Annotated in this window: 22 protein-coding genes and 1 tRNA gene; 14 read left to right on the forward strand and 9 right to left on the reverse strand. The window is 69.2% G+C overall.

The window, feature by feature from the left end; translation table 11 throughout:
* Window positions 1-106: 106 nt before the first annotated feature.
* Entirely contained in the window at window positions 107-1,726 is a 1,620-nt protein-coding gene (locus OG246_RS18430) for an MFS transporter (protein WP_266463274.1), read from the forward strand.
* Between the two features lie 167 nt (window positions 1,727-1,893).
* On the opposite strand, the gene OG246_RS18435 is transcribed toward OG246_RS18430, so the two are convergent.
* Both OG246_RS18435 and aceE read right to left on the reverse strand, forming a co-directional pair.
* Window positions 1,894-2,691, reverse strand: a complete 798-nt coding sequence (locus tag OG246_RS18435) for a potassium channel family protein (protein ID WP_266463278.1) — start codon at window positions 2,689-2,691, stop codon at window positions 1,894-1,896.
* An 83-nt stretch (window positions 2,692-2,774) separates the two neighbouring features.
* On the reverse strand, window positions 2,775-5,507 hold the full coding sequence (gene aceE / locus OG246_RS18440) for a pyruvate dehydrogenase (acetyl-transferring), homodimeric type (RefSeq protein ID WP_266463282.1): 2,733 nt from the start codon (window positions 5,505-5,507) through the stop codon (window positions 2,775-2,777).
* A gap of 558 nt (window positions 5,508-6,065) precedes the next feature.
* Here aceE and OG246_RS18445 point away from each other — a divergent pair.
* The 6 genes from OG246_RS18445 to OG246_RS18470 all read left to right on the forward strand — a co-directional run bounded on the left by OG246_RS18445 (window position 6,066) and on the right by OG246_RS18470 (window position 10,609).
* Entirely contained in the window at window positions 6,066-6,506 is a 441-nt protein-coding gene (locus OG246_RS18445) for a DUF3052 domain-containing protein (RefSeq protein WP_266463285.1), read from the forward strand.
* 197 nt (window positions 6,507-6,703) lie between these two features.
* Window positions 6,704-7,162: a peroxiredoxin gene (locus tag OG246_RS18450; protein ID WP_266463287.1), complete on the forward strand. Its 459-nt coding sequence runs from the start codon at window positions 6,704-6,706 to the stop codon at window positions 7,160-7,162.
* Window positions 7,163-7,275: 113 nt separating this feature from the next.
* A complete protein-coding gene (locus OG246_RS18455; protein ID WP_055617911.1) occupies window positions 7,276-7,851 on the forward strand; it encodes a TerD family protein in 576 nt (191 codons plus the stop codon).
* 100 nt (window positions 7,852-7,951) lie between these two features.
* Entirely contained in the window at window positions 7,952-8,527 is a 576-nt protein-coding gene (locus OG246_RS18460; RefSeq protein ID WP_266463295.1) for a TerD family protein, read from the forward strand.
* A 77-nt stretch (window positions 8,528-8,604) separates the two neighbouring features.
* Window positions 8,605-9,750, forward strand: coding sequence for a DUF475 domain-containing protein (locus OG246_RS18465; protein ID WP_266463300.1), 1,146 nt, complete (start codon window positions 8,605-8,607; stop codon window positions 9,748-9,750).
* Window positions 9,751-9,871: 121 nt separating this feature from the next.
* The gene (locus OG246_RS18470; protein ID WP_266463303.1) at window positions 9,872-10,609 is read left to right on the forward strand and encodes a Tellurium resistance; all 738 of its coding nucleotides are present in this window, start codon (window positions 9,872-9,874) and stop codon (window positions 10,607-10,609) included.
* A 47-nt stretch (window positions 10,610-10,656) separates the two neighbouring features.
* On the opposite strand, the gene OG246_RS18475 is transcribed toward OG246_RS18470, so the two are convergent.
* Window positions 10,657-11,523 carry a TerD family protein gene (locus OG246_RS18475; RefSeq protein ID WP_266463306.1) on the reverse strand — a complete coding sequence of 289 codons (867 nt, stop codon included), beginning with the start codon at window positions 11,521-11,523 and terminating at the stop codon, window positions 10,657-10,659.
* 189 nt (window positions 11,524-11,712) lie between these two features.
* Between OG246_RS18475 and OG246_RS18480 the strand changes: the two genes are divergently transcribed.
* The 3 genes from OG246_RS18480 to OG246_RS18490 all read left to right on the forward strand — a co-directional run bounded on the left by OG246_RS18480 (window position 11,713) and on the right by OG246_RS18490 (window position 16,281).
* Entirely contained in the window at window positions 11,713-12,882 is a 1,170-nt protein-coding gene (locus tag OG246_RS18480; protein WP_266463310.1) for an HpcH/HpaI aldolase/citrate lyase family protein, read from the forward strand.
* An 85-nt stretch (window positions 12,883-12,967) separates the two neighbouring features.
* On the forward strand, window positions 12,968-15,433 hold the full coding sequence (locus OG246_RS18485; protein ID WP_266463313.1) for a phosphoribosyltransferase: 2,466 nt from the start codon (window positions 12,968-12,970) through the stop codon (window positions 15,431-15,433).
* A gap of 8 nt (window positions 15,434-15,441) precedes the next feature.
* Window positions 15,442-16,281: an HAD family hydrolase gene (locus tag OG246_RS18490; RefSeq protein ID WP_266463315.1), complete on the forward strand. Its 840-nt coding sequence runs from the start codon at window positions 15,442-15,444 to the stop codon at window positions 16,279-16,281.
* Between the two features lie 10 nt (window positions 16,282-16,291).
* Here OG246_RS18490 and OG246_RS18495 read toward each other — a convergent pair whose 3' ends face one another.
* The gene (locus OG246_RS18495) at window positions 16,292-17,128 is read right to left on the reverse strand and encodes an oxidoreductase (protein ID WP_266463319.1); all 837 of its coding nucleotides are present in this window, start codon (window positions 17,126-17,128) and stop codon (window positions 16,292-16,294) included.
* Between the two features lie 49 nt (window positions 17,129-17,177).
* A complete protein-coding gene (locus OG246_RS18500; RefSeq protein WP_266464340.1) occupies window positions 17,178-18,611 on the reverse strand; it encodes an aldehyde dehydrogenase in 1,434 nt (477 codons plus the stop codon).
* 97 nt (window positions 18,612-18,708) lie between these two features.
* On the opposite strand from OG246_RS18500, the gene OG246_RS18505 reads away from it, so the two are divergent.
* Window positions 18,709-19,302, forward strand: a complete 594-nt coding sequence (locus OG246_RS18505; protein WP_266463322.1) for a TetR family transcriptional regulator — start codon at window positions 18,709-18,711, stop codon at window positions 19,300-19,302.
* 53 nt (window positions 19,303-19,355) lie between these two features.
* On the opposite strand, the gene OG246_RS18510 is transcribed toward OG246_RS18505, so the two are convergent.
* The 4 genes from OG246_RS18510 to OG246_RS18525 all read right to left on the reverse strand — a co-directional run bounded on the left by OG246_RS18510 (window position 19,356) and on the right by OG246_RS18525 (window position 22,651).
* Complete coding sequence (locus OG246_RS18510; protein WP_266463325.1) at window positions 19,356-19,577, reverse strand: zinc ribbon domain-containing protein; 222 nt, start codon at window positions 19,575-19,577, stop codon at window positions 19,356-19,358.
* A gap of 40 nt (window positions 19,578-19,617) precedes the next feature.
* Window positions 19,618-20,202, reverse strand: a complete 585-nt coding sequence (locus OG246_RS18515) for a DUF4383 domain-containing protein (RefSeq protein ID WP_266463328.1) — start codon at window positions 20,200-20,202, stop codon at window positions 19,618-19,620.
* A 101-nt stretch (window positions 20,203-20,303) separates the two neighbouring features.
* A complete protein-coding gene (locus OG246_RS18520) occupies window positions 20,304-21,728 on the reverse strand; it encodes a hypothetical protein (RefSeq protein ID WP_266463332.1) in 1,425 nt (474 codons plus the stop codon).
* A gap of 74 nt (window positions 21,729-21,802) precedes the next feature.
* Complete coding sequence (locus OG246_RS18525; RefSeq protein WP_266463335.1) at window positions 21,803-22,651, reverse strand: DUF4097 family beta strand repeat-containing protein; 849 nt, start codon at window positions 22,649-22,651, stop codon at window positions 21,803-21,805.
* Window positions 22,652-22,882: 231 nt separating this feature from the next.
* On the opposite strand from OG246_RS18525, the gene OG246_RS18530 reads away from it, so the two are divergent.
* The 3 genes from OG246_RS18530 (at window position 22,883) to OG246_RS18540 (ending at window position 24,479) form a co-directional block, all read left to right on the forward strand.
* A tRNA-Val gene (locus tag OG246_RS18530) sits at window positions 22,883-22,957 on the forward strand.
* An 88-nt stretch (window positions 22,958-23,045) separates the two neighbouring features.
* Complete coding sequence (locus OG246_RS18535; protein WP_266463338.1) at window positions 23,046-23,648, forward strand: HD domain-containing protein; 603 nt, start codon at window positions 23,046-23,048, stop codon at window positions 23,646-23,648.
* Window positions 23,649-23,834: 186 nt separating this feature from the next.
* Window positions 23,835-24,479 carry an AAA family ATPase gene (locus OG246_RS18540; RefSeq protein ID WP_266463342.1) on the forward strand — a complete coding sequence of 215 codons (645 nt, stop codon included), beginning with the start codon at window positions 23,835-23,837 and terminating at the stop codon, window positions 24,477-24,479.
* The last annotated feature ends 2 nt before the right edge of the window (window positions 24,480-24,481 follow it).

Consider the following 24,481-nt stretch of genomic DNA (forward strand, 5'->3'; position numbering starts at 1 on the left):
CCATCTGAACCGTCTGCCCAGTTCAGGGTATCCGCGAGTGACGTGACAGTTACCGACTTGTGAATTGGTTTGTCAACTGTCAGTGGCTGTCACTAGCCTCGAAGGTATGACTAGTCAGACCACCGTCGACCCGACGGGCCCGGCCGACAAGGCCCCGGCTGCCGTCTCCGGGCCGACGCCGACCCGGGGGCTGCGCGGCCACCCGTGGTTCACCCTGTTCACCGTTGCCGTAGGCGTCATGATGGTCGCCCTGGACGGCACCATCGTGGCCATCGCCAACCCCGCCATCCAGAAGGACCTCGGCGCGAGCTTCGCCGACGTTCAGTGGATCACCAACGGCTACTTCCTCGCGCTCGCGGTCACCCTGATCACCGCGGGCAAGCTCGGCGACCGGTTCGGTCACCGGCAGACCTTCCTCATCGGCGTCGTCGGCTTCGCCGCGGCCTCCGGGGCCATCGGGTTCTCCAGCAGCATCGCCCTGGTGGTCACCTTCCGTGTCCTGCAAGGCCTGTTCGGCGCGCTGCTGATGCCGGCCGCGCTCGGTCTGCTCCGGGCCACCTTCCCGGCCGAGAAGCTGAACATGGCGATCGGCATCTGGGGCATGGTCATCGGCGCCTCCACCGCGGGCGGCCCGATCCTCGGCGGTCTGCTGGTCCAGCACGTCAGCTGGCAGTCGGTGTTCTTCATCAACGTGCCGGTCGGCGTCATCGCGCTGGTCCTCGGCATCCTGATCCTGACCGACCACCGCGCGGAGAACGCGCCCCGCTCCTTCGACATCCTCGGCATAGCCCTGCTCTCCAGCGCCATGTTCTGCCTGGTCTGGGCCCTCATCAAGGCCCCGACCTGGGGCTGGGGCGACGGCCTGACCTGGACCTTCCTGGTCGTCTCGGTGCTCGGGTTCACTCTCTTCGCCGTCTGGGAGAAGAGAGTCAAGGAACCGCTGATCCCGCTGGCGCTGTTCCGCTCGGTGCCGCTGTCGGCGGGCGTCGTCCTCATGGTGCTGATGGCCATCGCCTTCCTCGGCGGCCTGTTCTTCGTCACCTTCTACCTGCAGAACGTGCACGGCATGAGCCCCGTCGACGCGGGTCTGCACCTCCTGCCGCTGACCGGAATGATGATCGTGGGTTCGCCGCTGGCCGGCGCCCTGATCACCAAGACCGGGCCGCGTATCCCGCTCGCGGGCGGCATGGCTCTCACCGCGATCTCCATGTACGGCATGTCCACGCTGGACACCGACACCGGCAGCTTCGTCATGTCGCTCTGGTTCGCCGGGCTCGGGCTCGGGCTTGCGCCGGTCATGGTCGGTGCGACCGAGGTCATCGTGGGCAACGCCCCGATGGAGCTCTCCGGTGTCGCAGGTGGTCTCCAGCAGGCCGCGATGCAGATCGGCGGCAGCCTCGGTACGGCCGTGCTCGGCGCCGTGATGGCCTCCAAGGTCGACGGCGACCTCGCTGGCAACTGGGCCGACGCCAAGCTGCCGCCGCTCACGCCCGAGCAGCTCGACGCCGCCTCCGAGGCGGTCCAGGTCGGTGCCGCGCCGGTCACCCCGGACACGCCGGCCGCCGTCGCCGCCCAGATCACGGGTGTCGCGCACGACACCTTCATCTCCGGGATGAGCCTCGCCTGCCTGGTCGCCTCAGGGGTCGCCGTCGTCGCTGTCTTCGTCGCGCTGCTCACCAAGCGGGGCGAGAACGCGGAGGCGGGCGCCGGAGCCGGGCACATCTAGGCGGGCTTCAGGGGGCGTTTCCCCTATCAGGGTGACAACGCTAAAGATCCCTCGCACCCGGCACGCGCCGCACGTCACAGTGGGTCAAGTCCTCCGTACGGCCTGGAGGACGACCAGAACTGCGGCGCGCTGCCGGAGGGGGGCAGCGCGCCGTCGGTCTGTCCAGGTCACTGCCGCTGTACTTGTTCCTCCGCCGCTCCCGGCACCGGAACCCCGGAGAGCGTGCCGGCCTCCGGCTCCGGGCCCCGCGACAGCGCCGCCACCTCCGCCCGCAGGGCGCGTACCTCCTCCGTGAGGGCGGTGATCGCGGCGGTCTGGCGGCGTTCCTCGACGTCGTCCATCTCGAAGCGGGAGATGAACCAGGCGGCGATGTTGGCGGTGACGACACCGAGCAGGGCGATGCCGGAGAGCATCAGGCCGACCGCGAGGATGCGGCCCAGGCCGGTGGTCGGGGCGTGATCCCCGTACCCCACCGTCGTCATCGTCGTGAACGACCACCACACCGCGTCGCCCAGCGTCTTGATGTTCCCGTTCGGCGACTCCCGCTCCACGGAGAGCACCGCGAGCGAACCGAACATCAACAGACCCACCACCGAGCCCGCGACATACGTCGTGAGCTGTATCTGCGAGGCGATCCGGGCCCGTTGCCCGACCAGCAGCAGCGTGGAGACGAGCCGCAGCAGCCGGATCGGCTGGACCAGAGGCAGCACCACCGCGATCAGGTCGAGCCAGTGCGTACGTACGAACTCCTTGCGCTCCTCGGCCAGTAGGAGCCGCGCGGCGTAGTCCGCGGCGAAGGCGCCCCACACCACCCACTCCACGGCCGTGCACACGGAGGACACGTCGTGGCCCGCCCCTGGCCACACGATCGGCACGGCGTAGGCGACGGCGAAGGCCAGGGCGAACCCCAGCAGCGGCCGCTGCGTGCGCCGCTCCCAGCGGACCTGGGCCGATTGCTGCTTCATGCCCGCATCGTAGGAAAGATCGTAGGAAAGAGAGGAGGGGCGGCGGGACCCTGGGCCCCGCCGCCCCTCAGGAGACGTACGAACTACGCGTCGCCGCCCGCGGCCCCCGGGTCGGCCGCCGTCACGTCGAGCAACTGGTAGCGGTCGATCGCCTGCTTCAGCACCGACCGGTCGACCTTGCCTTCGCGCGCCAGCTCGGTGAGCACCGCGACCACGATCGACTGTGCGTCGATGTGGAAGAAGCGCCGGGCCGCGCCACGCGTGTCCGCGAAGCCGAAGCCGTCCGCGCCCAGGGACTGGTAGGTCCCCGGCACCCACCGGGAGATCTGGTCGGGGACGGAACGCATCCAGTCGGAGACGGCGACGAACGGGCCCTGAGCCCCCGACAGCTTCTGCGTCACGTACGGGACGCGCTGCTCCTCCTCGGGGTGCAGCAGGTTGTGCCGCTCCACCTCGACGGCCTCGCGCCGCAGCTCGTTCCAGGAGGTCGCCGACCAGACGTCCGCCTTGACGTTCCAGTCGGTGGCCAGGATCTGCTGCGCCTCGACCGCCCACGGCACCGCGACACCGGAGGCCATGATCTGCGCCGGGATGGTGCCCTGGTCGCCGGATTTCAAGCGGTAGATGCCCTTGAGGATGCCGTCCACGTCAACGCTCTCCGGTTCAGCCGGGTGCTGGATCGGCTCGTTGTAGACGGTCAGGTAATAGAAGACATCTTCGCTGTCCGGGCCGTACATACGGCGCAGCCCGTCCTTGACGATGTACGCGATCTCGTACCCGTACGCCGGGTCGTAGGAGACACAGCCGGGGTTCGTCGAGGCGAGCAACTGCGAGTGCCCGTCCGCGTGTTGCAGCCCCTCGCCGGTCAGAGTCGTACGACCGGCGGTCGCGCCCAGGACGAAACCGCGCGCCAACTGGTCGGCCATCTGCCAGAACTGGTCACCGGTGCGCTGGAAACCGAACATCGAGTAGAAGACGTAGACGGGGATCAGCGGCTCGCCGTGCGTGGCGTACGCCGAACCCGCGGCGATCAGCGAGGCCGTACAGCCCGCCTCCGAGATGCCGTCGTGCAGCATCTGCCCGGTCGGCGACTCCTTGTACGCGAGCAGCAGATCGCGGTCCACGGACTCGTACTGCTGGCCGAGCGGGTTGTAGATCTTCGCGCTCGGGAAGAACGAGTCCATGCCGAAGGTGCGGTACTCGTCGGGCGCGATCAGCACGAACCGCTTGCCGATCTCCTTGTCCCGCATGAGGTCCTTGAGCAGCCGGACGAACGCCATGGTCGTGGCGATCGACTGGTTCCCGGAACCCTTCTTCACGCTCGCGTACGTCTTGTCCTCGGGGAGCACGAGGGGCTTGGACCGCACGACGCGCGTCGGGACGTACCCGCCGAGCCCCTTGCGGCGGTCGTGCATGTACTGGATCTCCTCCGAGTCGCGGCCCGGGTGGTAGTACGGCGGCGCGCCGCCCTCGAGCTGCTGGTCGGTGATCGGGATGTGCAGCCGGTCGCGGAAGCCCTTGAGGTCGGCGACCGTCAGCTTCTTCATCTGGTGCGTGGCGTTGCGGCCCTCGAAGTTCGGGCCGAGCGTCCAGCCCTTGACGGTCTGGGCGAGGACCACGGTCGGCTGGCCCTTGTGCGCCTTGGCCGCCGCGAAGGCCGCGTACACCTTCTTGTGGTCGTGACCGCCGCGCCCCAGGTGCAGGATCTGGTCGTCGGTCATGTTCTCGACCATCGCGCGCAGCCGGTGGTCGTGGCCGAAGAAGTGATCGCGGATGTACGCGCCGGTCTCGGTGGCGTACGTCTGGAACTGGCCGTCCGGCGTGGTGTTCAGCTGGTTGACCAGGACGCCGTCGCGGTCCTGGGCGAGCAGCGGGTCCCAGGTGCGGTCCCAGACCAGCTTGATGACGTTCCAGCCGGCGCCCCGGAACTGCGACTCCAGCTCCTGGATGATCTTGCCGTTGCCGCGTACCGGGCCATCCAGCCGCTGGAGGTTGCAGTTGACGACGAAGGTCAGGTTGTCCAGGCCCTCGCGCGCCGCGATCGACAGCTGGCCGAGCGACTCCGGCTCGTCCATCTCGCCGTCGCCGAGGAACGCCCACACATGCGACTTGGAGGTGTCGGCGATCTCGCGCGCCTCCATGTAGCGGTTCATCCGCGCCTGGAAGATCGCGCCGAGCGGGCCGAGGCCCATGGAGACGGTCGGGAACTCCCAGAAGTCCGGCATCAGGCGCGGGTGCGGGTACGAGGAAAGCCCGTACGGCGCCTTCGACTTCTCCTGCCGGAATGCGTCGAGCTGCTGCTCGCTCAGCCGGTCCAGGAGGAACGCGCGGGCGTAGATGCCCGGCGAGGCGTGCCCCTGGAAGAAGATCTGGTCGCCGCCGTCGCCCTCGTCCTTGCCGCGGAAGAAGTGGTTGAAGCCCACGTCGTAGAGCGAGGCGGAGGAGGCGAAGGTGGCGATGTGGCCGCCGACGCCGATACCCGGGCGCTGGGCCCTGGACACCATCACGGCCGCGTTCCAGCGGGTCGCGTTGAGGACCTTGCGCTCGATCTCCTCGTTGCCGGGGAAGAACGGCTCGTCCTTGGTGGCGATGGTGTTGACGTAGTCCGTGCTGCGCATCTCGGGCACGGCCACGCGCTTCTCGCGGGCCCTCTCGATCAGCCGCAGCATCAGATAGCGGGCGCGCTCACGGCCGCGCTCGTCGACGGCGGCGTCGAGGGAGTCGAGCCACTCCTGAGTCTCCTCAGGGTCGAAGTCCGGGACCTGGCTGGGAAGGCCGCCAATGATGATCGGGTTGCGATCGGATCCGGAAGCCACGCTGTTCCTTCGCTGTCGGAGGGGTGTCAGAGATCTGCCCGACGCGTCGGGCCGGCTCCGTCGGGGAGCCGGCAGGGAGTTGTCGCAGATCGGTCTGAGGGGGTGTCCAAGGGCGGTCTGGGGGTGTTCTTCTCTGTGTTCACACCGTTCCCCATCGTGTACCCGGCGAACGGAATCGTCATCTCTACCGAGAGGTAACCGAGACGTTCGCGCAGTACGTTGGGACGTGCCCGGCCAAAACGCAACGATACGCTCAGTCCGTGACGCGTTCCGCAAAGTCGTTCGGGTCTCGTACCCTCCAAGGGTTCCGAAATTCGCAAACCGGGCAGAAGGGTGTGGTGTGCGTCACCAGGTGCCGCGATTCCATGCCTGGAGTTGCGTCGACACCGCCGGGAACGTCACCGTTTCGGCGGTCTCGACGGCCGGGTACTTGCGCGATCCGCCCCGTCCGTGTGGACTACGGCCAATGCTTCGCGCACGCGCGTGGCCAGAAGACTTCCTCCAGCTCCGACAGAGCCGGGGGAGACCCCAACCAGAAACATGATCAGGAGGCAACCCGTGAGCGCGACCGCGGACCACGCGGAGGAGAGGACGAACCCTGCCGCAAGGCTGGGGTTCCAGCCCGAGCAGGTGGTCCAGGAGATCGGCTACGACGACGACGTCGACCAGGAGCTCCGCGAGGCCATTGAGGAAGTCATCGGCGGCGAGCTCGTGGACGAGGAGTACGACGACGTCGCCGATGCCGTGGTGCTGTGGTTCCGCGACGAGGACGGCGACCTGACCGACGTACTGGTGGATGCCACCACGTACATCGAAGAGGGCGGCACCATCCTGCTGCTGACGCCGAAGACCGGCCGGGACGGCTACGTGGAGCCGAGCGACATCGCCGAAGCGGCGACGACCGCGGGTCTGTCTGCGACCAAGAGCGCCAGCGTGGGCAAGGACTGGAGCGGCAGCCGGCTGGTCACCCCGAAGGGGGCCAAGTCAGGCAAGCGGTAAGGCTCCGCCGGTCGGCCGGGTATCCGACTCCGGGGGCTCCCGCCCCCGGACCCCGCGGATATTCGGCCTGACGGCCTCGTCCTCATCATCAAACGCCGGACGGGCTGGGTGTACACCCAGCCCGTCCGGCGTTTGGCGTGTGCCTCTGCGTAGGGTGGGCTCACCCGAACAGCCCCCTGGAAGGGAAGCGTGTGACTATGGCGATCGAGGTCGGCACCAAGGCCCCGGACTTCGAGCTCAAGGACAACCACGGTGCCACCGTGAAGCTGTCCGACTTCCGCGGCGACAAGAACGTGGTGCTGCTCTTCTACCCGTTCGCCTTCACGGGTGTGTGCACCGGTGAGCTCTGCTCCCTGCGGGACAACCTGCCGCAGTTCACCGACCGTGACACCCAGCTGCTGGCTGTCTCCAACGACTCCATTCACACCCTGCGCGTCTTCGCCGAGCAGGAGGGCCTGGAGTACCCGCTGCTCTCCGACTTCTGGCCGCACGGCAACACTTCGCGCGCCTACGGCGTCTTCGATGAGGACAAGGGCTGCGCGGTGCGCGGCACGTTCATCATCGACAAGGAGGGCGTCGTCCGCTGGACCGTCGTCAACGCCCTGCCGGACGCGCGTGACCTGAACGAGTACGTCAAGGCGCTCGACACCCTGTGATTGTTCGGTCCCAAGCCCTGCAAGGTGCGGGAACCCGTCACTAGGATCGACTCGTTGATCCGATACCAAACGCGAGACGGGGCATCCCGCCCCTGGACACCAATGGAGGACTCGTGGGAGTCAGCCTCAGCAAGGGCGGCAACGTATCGCTTTCGAAGGAGGCCCCGGGACTGACCGCGGTCATCATCGGTCTGGGGTGGGACATCCGCACCACCACCGGCACCGACTTCGACCTCGACGCCAGCGCCATCCTGACGAACGCGGAGGGCAAGGTCAGCAGTGACGCCAACTTCGTGTTCTTCAACAACCTGAAGAGCCCGGACGGCTCGGTCGAGCACACCGGGGACAACACCACCGGTGAGGGCGAGGGTGACGACGAGCAGATCAAGGTCAACCTCGCCGGCGTCCCGGCCGACATCGAGAAGATCGTCTTCCCGGTCTCGATCTACGACGCCGAGAACCGCCAGCAGTCGTTCGGCCAGGTCCGCAACGCGTTCATCCGCGTGGTGAACCAGGCCGGCGAGGCGGAGATCGCGCGCTACGACCTCTCCGAGGACGCCTCGACGGAGACCGCCATGGTCTTCGGCGAGCTCTACCGCCACGGCGCGGAGTGGAAGTTCCGTGCCATCGGTCAGGGCTATGCGTCGGGCCTGCGCGGCATCGCGCAGGACTTCGGCGTCAACGTCTGAGTAAAGGCCCTACGGCTCAACCGTCCGGCGCCGCACACTTCACGTGCGGCGCCGGACGCGCTCGCCAACTCAACGTATGACCTCGGGGAGGACCACAATCATGGGCGTCACGCTCGCCAAGGGGGGCAATGTCTCCCTCTCGAAGGCCGCACCCAACCTCACGCAGGTACTGATCGGGCTCGGTTGGGACGCGCGCTCCACCACCGGAGCCGACTTCGACCTCGATGCCAGCGCACTGCTGTGCAACTCCGGCCGGGTACTCGGCGACGAGTACTTCGTTTTCTACAACCAGCTCAAGAGCCCCGACGGCTCGGTCGAGCACACCGGCGACAATCTCACGGGTGAGGGCGAGGGCGACGACGAGTCGATCCTGATCGACCTCTCCAAGGTTCCGGCCAATGTGGACAAGATCGTCTTCCCGGTCTCGATCCATGACGCCGACAACCGCGGCCAGACCTTCGGCCAGGTCAGCAATGCCTTCATCCGCGTCGTCAACCAGGCCGACGGCCAGGAACTCGCCCGCTACGACCTTTCCGAGGACGCCTCCACGGAAACGGCGATGATCTTCGGTGAGGTTTACCGCCACGGCGCCGAATGGAAGTTCCGGGCCGTGGGGCAGGGGTACGCGTCGGGCTTGCGGGGCATCGCTCTAGACTTCGGAGTCAACGTTTCGTAAAGCCGGGTACGGCGGGGGGTGAAACCCTCTCCGGACTTCGTCCGGGGGTCACCCCCCAACTCACGATTGGGTAGCCAGTGGTCCTGAAAACCTTCGGCTGGTCGTTCGCGGTCACCGCGCTCGGCTTGGTCGCAGCGGTGCTGATCGACGGATGGACCGCGTTCGGGATCGTACTGATCCTGTCCATCCTCGAGATCTCGCTGTCCTTCGACAACGCGGTGGTCAACGCCGGAATCCTGAAGAAGATGAGCCCGTTCTGGCAGAAAATCTTCCTCACCGTCGGTGTTCTGATCGCCGTCTTCGGAATGCGGCTGGTCTTCCCCATCCTGATCGTGGCGATCAGCGCCTCGCTCGGCCCCATCGAGGCCGTCGACCTGGCGCTGAACGACGCTGACCGCTACCAGGAACTGGTGACCGACGCCCACCCGGCGATCGCGGCCTTCGGCGGCATGTTCCTGCTGATGATCTTCCTCGACTTCATCTTCGAGGACCGTGACATCAAGTGGCTCGGCTGGCTGGAGCGCCCGCTGGCCAAGCTCGGCAAGGTCGACATGCTGTCGGTCTGCATCGCGCTGATCGTCCTGCTCGTCTCCGCGCTGTACTTCGCCCCGGAAGCCCATCTGCACGCCGGGCACGCCGACAAGGCGGAGACGGTCCTGCTCTCCGGCGTCGGCGGTCTCATCACCTACCTGATCGTCGGCGGCCTCTCCGGCTTCTTCGAGAACCGTCTCGAAGAGGAGGAGGAGCGCGAACACGAGGCCGAGGAAGAGGCCAAGCGCGCCGGCAAGCAGCCCACCATGGTCGTGCTCGCCGGCAAGGCCGCGTTCTTCATGTTCCTCTACCTCGAGGTCCTGGACGCGTCCTTCTCCTTCGACGGCGTCATCGGCGCCTTCGCCATCACCAACGACATCATCCTGATGGCGCTCGGCCTCGGCATCGGCGCCATGTACGTCCGGTCGCTCACGGTCTACCTGGTCCGCCAGGGCACCCTCGACGACTACGTCTACCTGGAGCACGGCGCGCACTACGCGATCGGCGCCCTCGCGGCGATCCTGCTCATCACCATCCGTTTCGAGATCAACGAGGTCATCACCGGCCTCGTCGGTGTCGTCCTGATCGCCTGGTCCTTCTGGTCCTCCGTGCGCCGCAACAAGGCGCTGGCAGCGGCCGAGGGAAAAGGTGAGAGCTCGGACGACAAGACCGAAGTGTCGTCCGGGGTCTGATCCCGGTCCGGATCCCGGGGTGTGACCCGGGCCCCGGTGAGGAACGCTCTGAACGGGGCGGCCGTCGAGGACAAGTCCTCACGGCCGCCCCGCGGCATACCGAGGGAACGTGGGGGCGGGAATGGGTATTTGGCAGGACCTGTGGCGTGGGCGCTCGGCGGACTTCGACTCGGGCAGCGCGTCCACCAACTCCATCGAGCTGACCAAGCGGAACCGCACGGTCTCGCTCACCAAGCAGGGCGCGGCCACCGGCAATCTGCGCATCAACCTGTCCTGGCGGATGCGCACCTCCGACATAGGCGGGCCGCAACGCGGCAGCCTGCTGCGCCACCCCTTCCGTACGTTCAAGCCGGAAGTGGTCCAGGCGCACACCCAGAGCATGGTCAACGTCGACCTGGACCTCGGCGTCATGTACGAGCTCAAGGACGGCTCCAAGGGCGTCGTCCAGCCGCTGGGCAGCTTCTTCGGCGAACTCAACGGCCCGCCGTTCGTGAAACTCAGCGGCGACGACCGCTTCGGCTCGGCGTCCGGCGAGACGATCTACGTCAACCTCGACCACCGCGACGACATCAAGCGGCTCCTGGTCTTCGTCTACATCTACGACCAGACCCCGGCCTTCGACCGTACGCACGCCATCGTCACGCTCTTCCCGAGCAACGGCCCACGCGTCGAGATCAGCCTCGACGAACGCCATCCGCAGGCCCGTTCCTGCGCGGTCGTGATGATCGAGAACGTCAAGGGCGAGCTGATGGTGCGCCGCGAGGTGCGGTTCGTGTACGGCTTCCAGGCCGAACTCGACCGGCTGTACGGCTGGGGGCTGCAGTGGGGACGGGGATACAAGTCGAAGGCCGCCCGCTAGCGGAGGGCGTACGCCGGCTTCCTCGCGCCGCCCTCACCGGGCGGACGTCAGCGCCCGATGAACTGCGGCCCCTGCGGCGGCAGTTTGAAGTCCGGGTCGGGGAGCGCGCCGACCGCCTGCGGGAAGCCGTACGCGGGCGCCGCGGCCGGCGCGGTCTGGGGGCCCGGGTAGCCGTAGGCGGGCTGGCTGGAGGGCCCTGGATAGCCGTACGCGGGCTGGGCGGCCGCGGGTGCCGTCGGGGGCCCGGGGTAGCCGTACGCCGGCTGCTGCGGCACCGGGGCCGCCTGCTCGGGCGGCAGGGGTACGGAGGTCTCGGGGGCCGGAGCGGGTGCGGACCAGGCCGGGGCCTCGGGCGCGGCCGCGGCGGCCTCGGAGTCGTCCACCGAGATACCGAAGTCGCTGGCCAGCCCCTGCAGGCCGTTCGAATAGCCCTCGCCGAGCGCCCGGAACTTCCAGCCCCCGCCACGCCTGTACAGTTCGCCGCAGATCAGCGCCGTCTCCGCGCCCGTCTCCGGCTTGATGTCGAAGTACGCCAGCGGTTCGGCGTCCGCGAGGGACGCGTCGTACAGCAGGATGCGCAGCCCCCGTACGCGGTCGAAGGTGACGTCCTCGGCCGATGCGACCAGCAGAATCTGTCCGACAGCGGCCTCGACACCCGTCAGATCCGTCTGGATCGTGTCGGTAAGGCCCTCTGTTCCGCGCTTCTTGCCGAGCAGCCTGACCTTGCCCGAGGGGTGGCGGGGCTGGTTGTAGAAGACGAAGTCCTCGTCGGATCGCACACGACCCTCGGGGCCGAGGAGCAGGGCCGAGGCATCCACATCGGGGACTCCCTGTCCGGGCGTCCAGCGCAGCACGGCGCGTACCGCTGTGGCGTCCAGCGGGACGTTCGACCCCTTCAGCATCGCGTGCGTCATGCGGTCATCCTGCCCTCTGGGGCCTGGTCACGACAACGCGGGGGTGAAGATCCCCGGCGAGGATCGAAGAACAGGTGACACGGCCGAGTTACCTGAACTTCATCCTTGATGGGAACCCCTGACATGGATCCATACGTACTATTACCGGCCACATCAGATCAGGCCGCCTAGCAGCTCCGGGGGAGTTTCATGCGTCATTTTGGTCATATCGCCCCGGAAGAGCGGCAGCGCCTCTTCTACCGGGAGCCCAGCCTCTTCACCGCCGAATCACCGGCCCGCGTCCTCGCGGCGGCCCTCGGAGCCACCCTGTACAGCCCCGCGACCAGGCCGCGGCTGGCAGACGACATCGTCAAGCAGGCCGGGCGCGGCGTCGTCTCCATGGTGCTGTGCCTGGAGGACTCGATCGACGACGCGGAGGTCGTGGGCGCCGAGGAGAACCTCGTCCGGCAGTTCACCGACCTCGCCGGGCGGCCGGGCGGCTCCGAGCTGCCGCTGCTCTTCGTACGGGTCCGTGAACCGGAGCAGATCCCCGACCTCGTCGAGCGGCTCGGCCCAGCCGTGCGGCTGCTGTCCGGATTCGTGCTGCCGAAGTTCACCGAGGAGCGGGGCGTCCCGTTCCTGGAGGCGCTCACGGCGGCCGAGAGCGCGAGCGGGCGGCGCCTTTTCGCGATGCCGGTCCTCGAATCGCCCGGCCTGCTGTACATGGAGACCCGCAGGGAGACCCTGGAGGGCATCCACCGCACGGTCGACAAGTACCGCGACCGCGTCCTCGCGCTGCGCCTCGGCGTCACCGACTTCTGCTCGGCGTACGGGCTGCGCAGAGCGCCCGACATGACCGCCTACGACGTCCAGATCGTCGCCTCCGTGATCGCCGACGTGGTGAACCTGCTCGGGCGGGCCGACGGCACCGGCTTCACGGTGACCGGGCCCGTGTGGGAGTACTTCCGCGTCCAGGAGCGCATGTTCAAGCCTCAGCTGCGCCGCAGCCCCTTCCAGGAGGTCGAGGTCGAGGAACTGCGCCAGTCGCTCATCGAACACGACCTGGACGGGCTGCTGCGCGAGATCGCCCTCGACCGCGCCAACGGCCTCCTCGGCAAGACCTGCATCCACCCCTCGCACGTACCGGCCGTGCACGCCCTGTCCGTCGTCAGTCACGAGGAGTACAGCGACGCGCAGGACATCCTCAGGCCCGAGCGCGGCGGCGGGGGTGTGCTGCGGTCGGCGTACACGAACAAAATGAATGAAGTGAAGCCGCACCGCGCCTGGGCCGAGCGCACTCTCCAGCGCGCCGAGGTTTTCGGCGTCGCCAACGAGGACATCGGCTTCGTGGAGCTGCTCGCCGCCGGGCTTCCCAGCTGAAACGGCCCGACCAGCCGTAGTGACTCGTACAGATACCGATACCGACACAGGTACCGATACAGGTACCGATACAGACAAGGAATTGATGAACAACGTGGTGTGGACGGGGACCTGGGTCGCCGAGCGGCTCGGCGTCGAACTCGTCGGCGACGAGAAGCTGAGCGAACTGCTGGGGCTCGCGCTGCGGCGCAACCCCAAGCGCGCCCATCTGCTCGTGTCGAACGTGCTCGGCAAGCATGTGCCGCAGTCGCCGTCCGTGGTGTACGGGTACGGGTTCGCGCTCGGTCGGCGGGTGCGGGAGCTGCTCGGCGACGAGGAGTCCCGGGCGGCGGTCGTCCTCGGCTATGCCGAGACGGCCACCGGGCTCGGCCACTGCGTCGCGGACGGCGTGGGCCTCGCCCCCTACCTCCACTCCACCCGACGCCCCGTCCCCGGCGTCGCCCGCGCGGGCGGCTTCGAGGAGTCCCACTCGCACGCCACGTCGCACCTGCTCCTCCCCGAGAACCCCGGCCTCCTCTCCGGCTCGGGCCCGCTGGTCCTCGTCGACGACGAGTTCTCCACCGGCAACACGATCCTCAACACCATCCGCGACCTGCACGCCCGCTACCCGCGCGAGCGGTACGTGGTCGTGGCGCTCGTCGACATGCGGTCCGCCGCCGACATGGGGCGCCTGGACGAGTTCGCCCGGGAGATCGGCGCGCGGGTCGACCTGGTGACGGCGGCGTCGGGGACGGTGAGGCTTCCCGAGGGCGTGCTCGAGAAGGGGCAGGCGCTGGTCGCCGAGCACGAGGCGGCGGCGCTCGCGGCACCCGCCGGGCCCGCGGCACTCGCGGCGCTCGCCCGGTCGCGTGCCGGGAGAGTCACCCGCGTCGAGCTCGGCTGGCCACGCGGCGTTCCCGACGGCGGGCGGCACGGGTTCGCGCCCGGCCAGCGAATACGCCTGGACGGCGCCCTGCCCGCCCTGGCCGCGCGGATCGCCGACGCGCTGCCGGACGGCGCCCGACGGGTGCTCGTGCTCGGCTTCGAGGAGCTGATGTACGCGCCGCTGCGGCTGGCCCGCGAACTGGAGCAGGTCGTGGACGCCGAGGTGCGCTACTCCACGACCACCCGGTCCCCGGTCCTCGCCCTCGACGACCCGGGCTACGCGATACGCAGCCGGATCGTCTTCCCGGCCCACGACAACCCGGACGACGGACCCGGCGAGCGCTACGCCTACAACGTCGCAGGGGCCGGCTTCGACGCCGTGGTCGCCGTCGTCGACTCCACCGCCGACACCCCCGAACTGCACGCCGCCGACGGCCTGTTGGCGCAGCTCACCGCGCACACCCCGCACGTCCTGCTCGCCGTCGTCCCTTCGTACGTCCCCGGGCGCCCGTCCACCGAAAGGCCCTCCATGCTCCCCGAGCCCCTCCGCGGCCCAGCCTTCTCCTCGTACGCGCCCGAAGACGTCGGCTGGCTGCTGCAGGACCTCTCGGACGTGACGCTGGAGGCGCCGACCGAGGAGCGCGAGGAGGCCATCCAGAGCGGCGGCGCCCACTACGCGGAGTCGCTGCCCGTCGAGTACCAGCCCAGCGCCCACTACCAGGAGCTGTTCCACGCGGCGCTCGGCACCTCCGCCGCCCGTATCGCCCAGGCCGTCGGCGCGGTCACCGAACTGGTGCTCGCCGAGCGCTCACCGCGCCCGGTGCTCGTCTCGCTGGCCCGCGCGGGCACCCCGGTCGGCGTGCTGATGCGCCGCTGGGCCCAGCACCAGCACGGCCTCGACCTCCCGCACTACGCCGTCTCCATCGTCCGCGGCCGCGGCATCGACGCCAACGCGCTGCGCTGGCTGGCCGCCCACCACGACCCCGCCGACGTCGTGTTCGTCGACGGCTGGACCGGAAAGGGCGCGATCACCCGCGAACTGGCCGACGCCATACGGGAGTTCGAGAAGGCCGAGGGCGTCACCGGCTTCGACCCGGAGATCGCGGTGCTCGCCGACCCGGGCTCCTGCGTACGGACGTACGGCACCCGCGAGGACTTCCTGATCCCCTCCGCCTGCCTCAACTCGACGGTGTCCGGGCTGATTTCGCGCACCGTCCTGCGCTCCGACCTGGTCGGCGAACACGACTTCCACGGCGCGAAGTTCTACCGCGAACTCGCCGGCTCCGACGTCTCCGTCGACTTCCTGGACGCCGTGGCCGCACGGTTCGCCGAGGTCGCCGACGCGGCCTGCGCCCAGGCCAAGGAACTGCTCGCCGCCGACCGCACACCCACCTGGGAGGGCTGGGCCGCGGTCGAGCGGATCAGCGAGGAGTACGAGATCCACGACGTGAACCTCGTCAAGCCGGGCGTCGGCGAGACCACCCGCGTGCTGCTGCGCCGCGTGCCCTGGAAGATCCTGGCCCGCGCCGGAGCGGGCGCCGACCTCGACCACGTACGCCTGCTCGCCGAGCAGCGCGGGGTGCCCGTCGAGGAGGTCGCCGAACTCCCGTACACCTGCGTGGGGTTGATCCACCCGAAGTTCACGCGCGGCGCGACGGGTGCCGACGGCAAGTCGGTGACGGTCTGATGTCCGGGATGTCTGAGACCTCCGCGTCGGCCTCGCCCAAGGTGCTCGTCGCCAGCGACCTCGACCGCACGCTCATCTACTCCAGCGCCGCCCTCGCGCTGACCATGCCGGACCCGGTGGCGCCCCGGCTGCTCTGCGTCGAGGTGCACGAGAGCAAGCCGCTGTCGTACCTGACGGAGACCGCGGCCGCTCTCCTGACCGAACTCGGCGGCATGGCGGACTTCGTGCCCACCACGACCCGCACCCGCAAGCAGTACCAGCGCATCAGCCTGCCGGGCCCCGCCCCGAAGTACGCGATCTGCGCCAACGGCGGACACCTGCTCGTCGACGGGGTGTCCGACGCCGACTGGCACACGAAGGTGACCGCACGGCTGGCGAGCGAGTGCGCCTCCCTCACCGAGGTGCGCGAGCACATGGAGGCCACCGCCGATCCGGCCTGGGTCCGCAAGCACCGGGTCGCCGAGGACCTCTTCGCCTACCTCGTCGTGGAGCGCGAACTGCTCCCCGAGGACTGGGTCAAGGAACTCGCCGTCTGGGCCGAGAACCGCGGCTGGACCGTGTCCCTCCAGGGCCGCAAGATCTACGCCGTGCCGAAGCCCCTCACCAAGAGCGCGGCCATGCACGAGGTCGCGCGACGCACCGGTGCGACCCTCACTCTCGCGGCCGGCGACTCCCTGCTCGACGCCGACCTGCTCCTCGCGGCCGACCGGGGCTGGCGCCCGGGGCACGGGGAGCTGGCGGAGGCGGGTTGGACGGCGCCCACGGTCACGGCGCTGCCCGAGCGGGGGGTCGCCGCGGGGGAGCGGATCCTGCGGGAGTTCCTGGACGGGGTCCGGCAGGGCTCCTAGCGGGTGCCTCCTAGCGGGGCGCGTCGAAGTCGATCGATTCGCTGACCTTGCGCCACTTGGCGTCCGAGGCGGCCAGGTTCTGAGCCATGGCGCCGGCCACGGCGACGGCGTCGCTGCCGAGCAGCAGGCGCACCGGCGGGTCGGCTGCCTCCGTGACGTGGAGGATGGCCAGGGCGGCCAGGGCGGGATCGCCGGGCTGGGTGCCGTCGGCCTGGCCGAGGAATCCGACGACGGGTTCGATGACGGGCTTGTACGGGTCGCTGACCGGCGGCGTACTCATCGAGGATCCGGCCCAGTCGGTGCGCAGTCCGCCCGGCTCGATGACCGTGACCTTGATGCCGAAGGGGGCGACTTCCTGGGCCAGGACCTCGGAGAAGCCCCCGACGGCCCACTTGGCGGCCTGGTACGCGCTCAGGCCGGGGGTGCCGACGCGGCCGCCCACGGAGGAGACCTGGACGATGTGCCCGCTGCCCTGTTCCCGCAGCACGGGCAGCGCCGCCTTGGTCACGTTGACGACGCCGTGCAGATTGGTGTCGATCTGGGCGCGGAAGGCGTCCTCGGTGACGTCCTCGATGGAGGCGACGTCCGCGTAACCGGCGTTGTTGACGAGGACGTCGAGCCGGCCGAAGGAGTCGACCGCCTGCTGGACGGCGGCGCGGGCGGCCGCGGGGTCGGTGACGTCCAGAGCGACGGCACGGACCCGATCGCCGAACCGCCGGACGAGGTCGTCGAGTTGCTCGGGCCTGCGGGCGGTGGCGACGAGTTGATGGCCGGCGGCGAGGACGGCCTCGGCGAGCGCGCGGCCCAGGCCGCGGGAACTGCCGGTGATGAGCCAGGTCTTGGACATGAGTCTCTCAACTTTCCTGTGGGGGGCGGACGTTGACGGTCCGGGGCGGTCAGACGTTGATGGTCTTGAGCTCGACGAACTCGGCCAGGCCGAAGGCGCCCATCTCGCGGCCGATGCCGCTCGCCTTGTAGCCGCCGAAGGGTCCGTCGAAGCCGACGGGAGCGGCGTTGACCATGAAGAAGCCGGTGCGGACACGGCGGGCGAGAGCCAGTGCGCGTTCGGGATCGGTGCTCCAAACGCCGCCGCCCAGGCCGTACGCGGAGTCGTTGGCGATCCGTACGGCGTCCTCCTCGTCCTCGTACGGGATCACCACGATCACGGGCCCGAAGATCTCCTCCCGCGCGATGCGCATGCCGTTGTCGACGTCGGCGAAGAGCGTGGGGCGTACGTAGTTGCCGCCCTCCAGGCCTTCGGGCGACCCGGGGCCGCCGGTGACGACGCGGGCACCCTCGTCGATGCCGATCCGGATGTAGTCCAGCACCCGCTGCTGCTGGACCTCGCTGGTCATCGGGCCGATGAAGGTGTCCGGGTCGGTGGGGTCGCCCACGGTGAGCGACTCCACGAGGTCCTTCAGCACGCCGACGACCTCGTCGTAGCGGCTGCGGGGGGCGAGGATGCGGGTGTGGGCCTGGCAGTTCTGCGAGTTGTTCGCGAAGGAGGCGAACTTCAGGCCGTCCGCCATCGCGGTGAGATCCGCGTCCTCGCAGATGATCGAGGCGGACTTGCCGCCCAGCTCCAGGGAGACCCGCTTGAGCTGTTCACCGGCGATGGAGGCGATCCGGCGGCCCGCGGCGGTGGAACCGGTGAAGGCGATCTTGTCGACGTCGGGGTGCGAGACCAGGTGCTCGCTGGTGGCGCGGTCGGCGGGCAGGATGCTGACGACCCCTTCCGGCAGGCCGAGTTCGTCGAAGATCTCGGCGAGCAGCATGATGCTGAGCGAGTTCTCCGGGGATGCCTTGAGGACCACGGTGTTGCCGGCCAGCAGCGCCGGGATCATCTTCACCAGCGCGGCCATGTACGGGGAGTTCCACGGGATGACCGCGGCGACGACACCGATCGGTTCCCGGCGCACCAGGCTCCCGGACGCGCCGGTGGGGTCGAGGGGCTCCTCCCAGCCGAAGGAGCGCGCGGCGCGCAGATAGGCGTCGGCCTGCTTGTCGAGGGCGGGCTGACCCCACTCGGCGAACCAGAGCGCGGCGCCCGTCTCGGCGCTGATGCGGGCGGAGATCTCCTTGGCCCGGCCGGCCCGCAGTTCGTTGAGGCGTACGACGAAGGCCTGCCGTTCCTCGGGGGTGGTGCGGGACCAGGGGCCGTGGTCGAAGGCCTCCCGGGCGGCGGCCACCGCCTTGTCGACGTCGGCGGTGGTGGCCTGGGCGGCGCGGCCGAGCAGGGAGCGGTCGTGGGGGGAGCGGATGTCGAGGAGCTGGGGATCGGTGGGGTCGGTCCAGCGGCCGCCGATGTAGAGCTTGTCGTAGACGATCATCTTGTCCATCCCGTCCTAATAACTAAACGTTCATTTAGACAGTAGCCCCGATCGAAGGCGGGAGCAACTGAACGTTTATTTGCTTTACTCTGGGGGCATGCCCGAGACACCCCGCGCCCCACGGACCCGCGATTCAGAGGCCGCCAAGGCCCGACTTCTGCAGGCGGCCACGGACGAATTCGCCGCCTACGGCATCGCCGGTGCCCGTATCGACCGCATCGGTGCCGCGGCCAAGGTCAACAAGGCCCAGATCTATACGTACTTCGGAAACAAGGACCAGCTCTTCGACATCGTCATGGACCTGCACGTGACGCGGGTCCTGGACGACGTCCCCTTCACGCCCGGCGATCTCCCGGACTACGCGGGCAAGCTGTTCGACTACCTCATCGCCAACCCGCACCAGCTGCGGCTGGCCACCTGGAACCGTCTGGAGCGAACCGGTGGCGGCCCCGGGCCCGTACGCCTGGCCGCGTCGATGGAACAGAAGACGGCGGCGATCGCCCAGGCGCAGGCCGACGGCAGCGTCCCCGGGGCGTTCGGCGCCGAGGATCTCCTCACGTTCGTACTGGCCCTGGCCGGCGCGTGGACACCGACCAGCGCCATGGCGCCCGGGGGCCTGGACGAGGCCGTACTGCGCTCGCATCGCGGAGCGGTCGTCGAAGCCGTACGGCGTCTGGTGTCCGACGTATAGACGTCTGGTCTCCCGTACGGACGGACGGGTATACGGGTGACCCGCCCGGAAGGTCAGCCGCAGCAGCCCCCACCGCAGCAGCCGCCGCCACCCCCACCGCCGCCCGGGGCCGGTGTCGGCGCCGAGGCCGAGCCGCCCACCGCGACCGTCGACAGGAGCTTCACCGTGTCGTCGTGGCCGGCCGGGCAGGCCGCCGGGGCGGAGGACTCCGCCATCGGGCGGCTCATTTCGAACGTGTCGCCGCAGGTCCGGCAGCGGTACTCATAGCGAGGCATGGGGCACAGGTTAGCGGGCGCCTCGTGCCGCCGACGAGGGTCACTTGCGCAGCTCGCCTCGGTTCGCCTTCTGGAGGGCGAGCGCGTGGGCCTTGGCCCGCAGCCGCTGCTCGTGTTCCTGCTGTTCGGGATGGCGGGACTTCCAGTACGGGTTGTCGTGGGGCAGGGCCGAGCCGACCCTCCCGTACATCCCGAAGAACATCAGCAGGACGCCCACCACAAAGCTGAACAGCACGTTCTGGATGCGGAAGGCGAGGAAGTTGTAGCCGGTGTCGAGCAGCGCCAGGTTCACGAAGCCGCTGAGGATGAAGACGACGCCGAGGATCATGTTGAGGGTGGAGGCGAAGTTCCCGCCGATCACCATCCCCACGAAGAGGAGCAGCCCGACGCAGATCGACAGCACACTGAGCGCGCCGTTGGTGCTCAGCCCCGCGACCTGGTCACCGCGGGTGTCGAAGAAGCCGACCCTGTCGATGAGGCCCAGGATGCCGAATGCGAGCAGCACGAGGCCCATCAGGCCCGCGCCGATCCGGTAGAAGGTGCTGAGACGGTGATCGACGGGCAGATGCTCGTCGAAGTTGATGCGCCGCCGCCTGGTTCCCGGGCGAAGTACGTGTGTGGCCATGTCCGCCTCCTCACGCTCACGCTTTTAGCGGAGGCCGTACGTACCTTCAGCATCCGCCCGGGGTAGCCGGATCGCCAACCCCTGTGCCGCAGGTGGCGTTCTCAGGCCCCGCCGCCCCGCTCCTCCCGGATCTGCGAGACCACCTGGCCCACCGTCTGCCGTACCGCCTCGGTCTCGGTGAGGAAGTGCCAGTAGTCGGGGTGGCGGCCCTCCAGCGTGGTGATGGCGCGCTCCAGGCGGGCCACCGATTCGTCGAGCGGGCGGGCGTGGCGCGGGTCGGGGGTGTTGCGGCCCGACATGGCCAGGCGCTGGGCGTCCCGGATGGCGAAGCGGGTGCGGTCGATCTCCTGCCGCGGGTCCTTCGACACGGCGTTCAGCCGACGCAGCCGGTCGCCCGCCGCGGAGACCGCCTCGTCGGTGTTGTTGAGCAGCGCCCGAACCGTCGAAAGGAGGGAGGTCGCGTCCGGCCAGCGCTGCTCGTCGCGCGCGGCCTTCGCTTCCTTCAGCTTCAGCTCGGCCTGCCGTACGCTCTCCGCGGCCTGCTCCGGAACATGCTGGAGGTCCTGCCAGCAAGGCGCCGTGAACCGGCGCCGCAGCTCGCTCAGCACCGGCTCCACCTGCCCGGCGCGCGTGGTCAGCGCCTGGGCGCGGGTGCGCAGCGAAACCAGCCGGTGGTCGATCTCGGCCGCCCGCTCGGGCAGCCGCTCGGCTTCCGCCCGTACCCCCTCGGCCTCCTTCGAGACCCGCTCGGCGCGCTCCAGCGTCTCCGGTACGCCGTGCTGCCCGGCCCCCTGATTGAGCTTGGTCAGCTCGGGCCCGAGAGCGGCGAGCCGGGCGGCGAGATCGTCGGCCTTGAGCCCCGATCCCCGTACGCCGTCCAGCGCGTTCGACGCGGCCAGCAGCGCCTGGCGGGCGCGCTCGACGGACGGGGCGAGCCGGGCGAGCTGCGTCTCCGCCTTGCCGAGCAGCGATTCGAGGCCCTGTTCGAAGCGGTCCAGCTGCTGCTTGACCCGGCCCAGTTCGTCCTTGGCGCTGGTGAGCTCGGTCCGGGCCTGGGCGGCGACCGACGCCTCCAGGTCGTCACGGTCGAGGTCGTGGGCGTCGACGGCGGTGATGTACTTCTGGCTGGCCTCGTCGATACGCCGTCCCAGCGCCTCGAAGTCGGAGACGGCGCGGCGGGCCGCGGGGGAGGCGTCGACGGCCGTGATGGTCTCTATCGAGATCCGCAGATCGCGCTGGGCGGTGTCCAGCTCGTAGAAGGCGGCCGCGGCGGAGTCCTTCGCGGCCTGCGCCTCTGCCCGCTGACTCTCGGAGCGCCCGCCGAACCAGCGCCGCGTGCCGCCGCCCGCGAAGGCCGCGGGCAGCGTGAGAGCGACGAGCAGCGGCAGGGCCATGAGGGTCAGCGCGTCACGAGCGGCGTACGGGATCCCGGCGGCGCGGCCCTTCCGGGACCTCGGAGGGCGACCACCTTCTGCCCGTGCGCATGGCACAAACGGCGTGTACGGCTGTGAAGGTGTCGCCGTCACATCCCTCTCCCGTGCTGTGATCCGCCCTGCCCGGTGTCATTCTCCCACCCGTTAAGGACGAACACACGGGCTGGTTAGTTCGCGGTTCGCACCGTGATCTTCCCATCGCCGGTGTGGGCGGACACCACATGAGAACTGGCGTCGGCCCGGGGCACCGACACATCCACCGAGCCGTCACCGGTCTCCGTCGTCACCCGGTACGTCTCCTGGGGCAGCGCGATCGTGACGGAGCCGTCCCCGGTGCGGGTCTCCACCAGGTCCGGCACGGCGTCGAGTTCGAGCCGTACGGAGCCGTCGTTGGTACGTGCCTGCACGCGCCGCGAGTCGACGCCGTCCGCGTGGATCGAGCCGTCGGAGGTACGCAGGTTCAGCGGCCCGGAGGAGCCGGTCACCCGGACCGAACCGTCGGACGTACGCAGGTTCAGCGGCCCGGAGGAGTCCGTCACCCGGACCGAACCGTCCGCCGTACGAATACTCAGCGCGTCCTTGAACCCCTGCGCGCGCACGCTGCCGTCCCCGTCCTTCACGGTGACGGCGACGCCGCGCGGCACCACGATCCGGTGCTTGGCCGAGCAGTCGGCGATCACGCCCGAGCACTTCATCCGCAGCACCAGCCGGTCGTCGTCCATCTTCCAGGTCACCTTGGGGTCCCCGCCGACGGCGACGCTGCCCTGGAACCAGCGCGTGACCTCGACCTTGTCGGCCTCGTCCGAGTCCGCCACCACGAGTTCGAGCGCGGAGTCGTCCGAGTCGACGGTGAGCGTGCGGCCCTGCAGTTCGAATGACCGGTGCTCGGGGTCCTTGTCGTCCCCGGCACTGGCACCGCACCCGGCGGCGAGCAGCGCCACGACGGCGACGGCACCGGTGACGGCCACCGCGCGGGTACGTGTCGAGCGAGTGCGGGTACGTACGGTGCGAGCCATGAAGATCTCCCCCTGCGAAGTACGGCGACATGCGCCGGGCCTCTTGGGCACCTGCTCTTCCGACGCTCTTCGACCGTACGGAGCCGGGGGCTGCGGGGGGATCCGGGTCACTCCCGGATACGAGGTAGGGAAAACCCCCGACCCGGCCCCGACCTTGGTTCTCTGTTCCCGGTCCCCGGATACGGGTTTGCGAGGCACACCCTCGGGCAATGTAGGCTGTCGACTCGTCCTGGGCGCGTAGCTCAGTGGTAGAGCGCCGCCCTTACAAGGCGGATGTCGGCGGTTCGAAACCGTCCGCGCCCACCAGGTTCGGGGCATGAGAGAGGCCCAGGTCAGCGGGTATTCACCCGGAGACCTGGGCCTTGAGCTTTTCCCCGGCTTCTATCCTGGCGCGGTGACGCCTCCCGATTTGCTGTTGCGGGCTCTGCACGACACGGGAAACCCGCCCTTGCGCCCGCTGCCGGACCGAGTGGCGGAGCTTCTGAGGAAGCTCGACGCTCCTCCGCGTCTCGCGGCTCATCTGCGGGCCGTTCATGATGTCGCGCACCGGCTTGTCGACTGGTTGGAGGAGCGGCAGCCGGCACTGCGCTTCGACCGCGATGCCGTGCTCTTCGGTGCCGCCACGCATGACATAGGGAAGACGGCGCACGTCGGTGAACTGTCAAGGCCCGGCTCCGCGCACGAGGAGGCCGGACGTGAACTGCTGCTGGCCCAGGGCGTCAGCGCCGAGCTGGCCCGGTTCGCGGGGACCCACGCGGCCTGGACCGGGCCGGACATCGGGATCGAGGATCTGCTGGTGAGCGTGGCCGACAAGATCTGGAAGAACAAGCGCGTCCAGGAGCTGGAGGATCTCGTGGTCGCCCGGCTGGCCGAGGCGAGTGGCCGGACGAGGCGGGAGGAGTTCGTGGCGTTCGACGATGTGCTCGGGGTGCTCGGTGACGGAGCGGACCAGCGGCTGGCCTTCCAGGCGTCCTATCCGGTGGGCCGGTCCCATTGAAACCGGCCCATTGAAACCGGCCCACTGAAACCGGCCCACTGAAACCGGCCCACTGAAACCGGCCCACTGAAACCGGCCCGTTGAGACCGGCCCACTGAAACCGGCCCGTTGAGACCGGCCCGTTGAGACCGGCCCGTTGAAACCGGCCCATTGAGACCGGCCCATTGAAAGCAGAAGGGCGACACGATGGCGACCGAGGCGGCTCCGGGCACTGCGGTCCCGGATCACGTGCGTATCCCCGAAACGAAGACCGGGGGCACGGTCATCCTGCTCAACGGCACGTCCAGCTCCGGGAAGAGCAGCATCGCCCGGGAACTGCTTGGCGTCCTCGACGGAACGTGGTTCCACATGCCGGTGGACGTCTTCCATTCCATGCGCGGCGGGGGCGAGTTGGCTGACGGCGATCTTCAGGCGGAGATCGATCGCACGGTCAAGGGCTTCCACCGGGCCGTCGCGGGTATGGCGGCCGGTGGCAACAACGTCGTCGTCGACCATCCGCTGAGTCGTCGTTGGCGGCTGCTCGATCTTCTCGACCTGCTCGTGCCCGAGGACACCGTTCTGGTCGGGGTGCGCTGTCCGCTGCCCGAGCTGGAGCGGCGTGAGGCCGAGCGCGGGGACCGGCAGCGAGGGCTGGCCGCCATGCAGTACGACGCGGTCCACTCCCACGAACTGCATGACCTCGACGTCGACACCAGTCTTCAGAGCCCGCTGGAATGCGCTCTTCGCGTACGGGACTTCCTGGCGGACCGCCCGCGACCCACGGCCTTCGAGACGCTCCGGCGGACTCTGCGTACACCTCGCAATCCTGCGAATCCTCCGAAGTCGGACTGAGC

It is taken from the genome of Streptomyces sp. NBC_00620 (assembly GCF_026341825.1).
In the GTDB taxonomy this organism is placed as follows: domain Bacteria; phylum Actinomycetota; class Actinomycetes; order Streptomycetales; family Streptomycetaceae; genus Streptomyces.

Bases quoted from the DNA above. Each gene is read 5' to 3' on its own strand.
- OG246_RS18430 (WP_266463274.1), top strand. From the start codon at position 107: ATGACTAGTCAGACCACCGTCGACCCGACGGGCCCGGCCGACAAGGCC.
- OG246_RS18435 (WP_266463278.1), bottom strand. From the start codon at position 2,691: ATGAAGCAGCAATCGGCCCAGGTCCGCTGGGAGCGGCGCACGCAGCGG.
- OG246_RS18450 (WP_266463287.1), top strand. From the start codon at position 6,704: ATGGCGATCGAGGTCGGCACCAAGGCCCCGGACTTCGAGCTCAAGGAC.
- OG246_RS18460 (WP_266463295.1), top strand. From the start codon at position 7,952: ATGGGCGTCACGCTCGCCAAGGGGGGCAATGTCTCCCTCTCGAAGGCC.
- OG246_RS18470 (WP_266463303.1), top strand. From the start codon at position 9,872: ATGGGTATTTGGCAGGACCTGTGGCGTGGGCGCTCGGCGGACTTCGAC.
- OG246_RS18475 (WP_266463306.1), bottom strand. From the start codon at position 11,523: ATGACGCACGCGATGCTGAAGGGGTCGAACGTCCCGCTGGACGCCACA.
- OG246_RS18480 (WP_266463310.1), top strand. From the start codon at position 11,713: ATGCGTCATTTTGGTCATATCGCCCCGGAAGAGCGGCAGCGCCTCTTC.
- OG246_RS18485 (WP_266463313.1), top strand. From the start codon at position 12,968: ATGAACAACGTGGTGTGGACGGGGACCTGGGTCGCCGAGCGGCTCGGC.
- OG246_RS18490 (WP_266463315.1), top strand. From the start codon at position 15,442: ATGTCTGAGACCTCCGCGTCGGCCTCGCCCAAGGTGCTCGTCGCCAGC.
- OG246_RS18495 (WP_266463319.1), bottom strand. From the start codon at position 17,128: ATGTCCAAGACCTGGCTCATCACCGGCAGTTCCCGCGGCCTGGGCCGC.
- OG246_RS18500 (WP_266464340.1), bottom strand. From the start codon at position 18,611: ATGATCGTCTACGACAAGCTCTACATCGGCGGCCGCTGGACCGACCCC.
- OG246_RS18505 (WP_266463322.1), top strand. From the start codon at position 18,709: ATGCCCGAGACACCCCGCGCCCCACGGACCCGCGATTCAGAGGCCGCC.
- OG246_RS18510 (WP_266463325.1), bottom strand. From the start codon at position 19,577: ATGCCTCGCTATGAGTACCGCTGCCGGACCTGCGGCGACACGTTCGAA.
- OG246_RS18515 (WP_266463328.1), bottom strand. From the start codon at position 20,202: ATGGCCACACACGTACTTCGCCCGGGAACCAGGCGGCGGCGCATCAAC.
- OG246_RS18525 (WP_266463335.1), bottom strand. From the start codon at position 22,651: ATGGCTCGCACCGTACGTACCCGCACTCGCTCGACACGTACCCGCGCG.
- OG246_RS18540 (WP_266463342.1), top strand. From the start codon at position 23,835: ATGGCGACCGAGGCGGCTCCGGGCACTGCGGTCCCGGATCACGTGCGT.